The sequence below is a fragment of the Streptomyces sp. 15-116A genome, from assembly GCF_025290915.1.
Taxonomy (GTDB): domain Bacteria; phylum Actinomycetota; class Actinomycetes; order Streptomycetales; family Streptomycetaceae; genus Streptomyces.
This window is the reverse complement of record NZ_JAOCQE010000475.1, coordinates 1-2,526: the sequence shown is the minus strand read 5'-3', so window position 1 is coordinate 2,526 and position 2,526 is coordinate 1. Positions and strand designations below refer to the sequence as shown.

1 protein-coding gene and 1 pseudogene are annotated in these 2,526 nt (G+C 73.6%); one reads left to right on the top strand and one right to left on the bottom strand.

Annotated features, from left to right (window positions below; all coding sequences use genetic code 11):
* Positions 1 to 385, bottom strand: a pseudogene (locus N4P33_RS34560) (TIGR00374 family protein); the annotation flags it as partial.
* Positions 386 to 571: 186 nt separating this feature from the next.
* Here N4P33_RS34560 and N4P33_RS34555 point away from each other — a divergent pair.
* Positions 572 to 2,464 carry an ABC transporter ATP-binding protein gene (locus tag N4P33_RS34555; protein ID WP_260830868.1) on the top strand — a complete coding sequence of 631 codons (1,893 nt, stop codon included), beginning with the start codon at positions 572 to 574 and terminating at the stop codon, positions 2,462 to 2,464.
* Positions 2,465 to 2,526: the final 62 nt, after the last annotated feature.

The window sequence follows — 2,526 nt, the reverse complement described above, 5'->3', positions numbered from 1 at the left end:
GGAACGCGACGAGCAGCGCGCCCAGCAGGGCCACCCGGCCGATGGACTCCGCGAGCAGATACAGCGCCAGGGCGGCCGAGGAGCGCGACAGCGACAGCCCGCACACCGTCATGAACCGCAGATTGACCGCGCTCGCGCCCAGACCGGTCGGCAGCAGATGGTTCGCCGCGCCCGCCGCGAACTGCGTGGCCAGCAACCGCCGCGCGGGCAGCCGGTCCAGGACCGCGCCCTGCCGGGTGCAGGCCGCCGCCACCCACGTCAGACACGTCGCCCCCGCAGCGGCCAGCAGCCACGGCCAGCGGGCGGTGCCCAGATGGGCGAAGCCGTCGGCGAGCACCGACCGGTGCCGCACCGCGACCACGGTCACCAGCAGCAGAGGCAGCACACACAGGATCCGGCGGATCGTCCCCGTCACGGTCCGAGAGCTTCTCCGCGCCGCGCCAACGGCGGGTTGCGACGGTCCGGACAGCGGCTTACGGGCGGGCAGCGGCTCGTGCAGCGTCATCGGGACCTTCGCAGCGGGAGGCTTGACCTCAACATTGCTTGAGGTTCTACGGTCTCCAGCATGAGCATGGAAACCACAGCGTGGACACAGTTGCACAGCGTCATGAACGCCCACGAGGAGCGCCGCCCCCTCGCCCGGGTGACGTTGCGCCGCATCGGCACCTTCGCCCGCCCGCACCGCCGCCGTATCGCCCTGTTCGTGCTGCTCGGCACGGCGACCGCGCTGCTCGCCGTCGCCACACCGCTGCTCGCGGGCAGCGTCGTCGACACGATCGTGTCCGGCGGCGACGAGGGCCGGGTCGTCCGGCTGGCCCTGCTCATCGCCCTGATCGCGGTGGCGGAGGCGGCGCTCGGGATCCTCGGCCGCCGGCTGTCGGCGAGCCTCGGCGAGGACCTCATCCTCGATCTGCGCACGGCCGTCTTCGACCACGTGCAGCGCATGCCGGTCGCGTTCTTCACACGCACACGTACGGGAGCGCTCGTCTCCCGGCTCAACAACGACGTCATCGGCGCCCAACGGGCCTTCAGCAACACCCTGTCCACCGTCGTGAGCAACCTGGTCACCCTGCTGCTCACCCTCGCCGTGATGCTCACCCTGTCCTGGCAGATCACCCTGCTCGCGCTGGTGCTGCTGCCGGTGTTCGTGATCCCGGCCCGGCGGATGGGCCGCCGCATGGCCCGGATGCAGCGTGAGGCCGCCGCGCTGAACGCCGCCATGGGCACCCGGATGACCGAGCGGTTCTCCGCGCCGGGCGCCACCCTCGTCAAGCTGTTCGGGCGGCCCGAGGAGGAGTCGGAGGAGTTCGCGGTGCGCGCCCGCCGGGTCCGCGACATCGGCGTCCGCACGGCCACCGCGCAGACCGTGTTCATCACCGCGCTGACCCTCGTCTCCGCCCTCGCCCTGGCCCTCGTCTACGGCCTCGGCGGCTGGTTCGCCCTGCGCGGCGCCCTGGAACCCGGCGCGGTCGTCTCGCTGGCCCTCCTGCTGACCCGCCTGTACGCGCCGCTCACCTCGCTCGCCGGGGCGCGCGTCGAGGTGATGAGCGCGCTGGTCAGCTTCGAGCGGGTCTTCGAGGTGCTGGATCTCAGGCCGCTCATCGAGGAGAAGCCCGACGCCCGCGAGGTCCCCGAGGGCCCGGTGTCCGTCGAGTTCGACGACGTCCGCTTCGCCTACCCGTCCGCCGACAAGGTCTCCCTGGCCTCCCTGGAGGAGGTCGCCGCCCTCGACACCCGCGGCGGCGCCGAGGTGCTGCACGGCGTCTCCTTCCGCGCCGAACCCGGCCGGACCGTCGCCCTCGTCGGCTCCTCCGGCGCCGGCAAGTCGACCATCGCCCAGCTGCTGCCCCGGCTCTACGACGTCGACGCGGGCGCGGTCCGCGTCGGCGGCGTCGACGTGCGCGACCTGACCGCCGCGTCCCTGCGCGACACCCTCGGCATGGTCACCCAGGACGGCCACCTCTTCCACGACACCGTCCGCGCCAACCTGCTGCTCGCCGCGCCGGACGCGGGCGAGGACGACCTGTGGGACGCCCTGCGCCGCGCCCGCCTCGACGACCTCGTACGGTCCCTGCCCGACGGCCTGGACACCGTGGTCGGCGAGCGCGGCTACCGGCTCTCCGGCGGCGAACGCCAGCGCATGACCATCGCCCGGCTGCTCCTGGCCCGCCAGCGCGTCGTCATCCTCGACGAGGCCACCGCCCACCTGGACAACACCTCCGAGGCGGCCGTCCAGGAGGCCCTCACCGAGGCGCTGGAGGGCAGGACCGCGGTGGTGATCGCCCACCGGCTGTCCACCGTCCGGGCCGCCGACCAGATCCTCGTCGTCGAGGACGGCCGCATCGTCGAACGCGGCACCCACCCCGAACTGCTGGCGGCCGACGGCCGCTACGCCGAGCTGTACCGCACCCAGTTCGAACGGCAGGGCGCTCACCCGGCGCAGGAGCAGCCGCTGGCCGCCTAGCGTCGCCTCACCTCCCTGCGGCGCCCGCCTTCGCCCGCCGGGCGCGGCTCGCGGAGCCGGGC

What these genes read in the sequence shown, in the direction of transcription:
- N4P33_RS34555 (WP_260830868.1), top strand. Translation starts at nt 572, where the DNA reads ATGGAAACCACAGCGTGGACACAGTTGCACAGCGTCATGAACGCCCAC.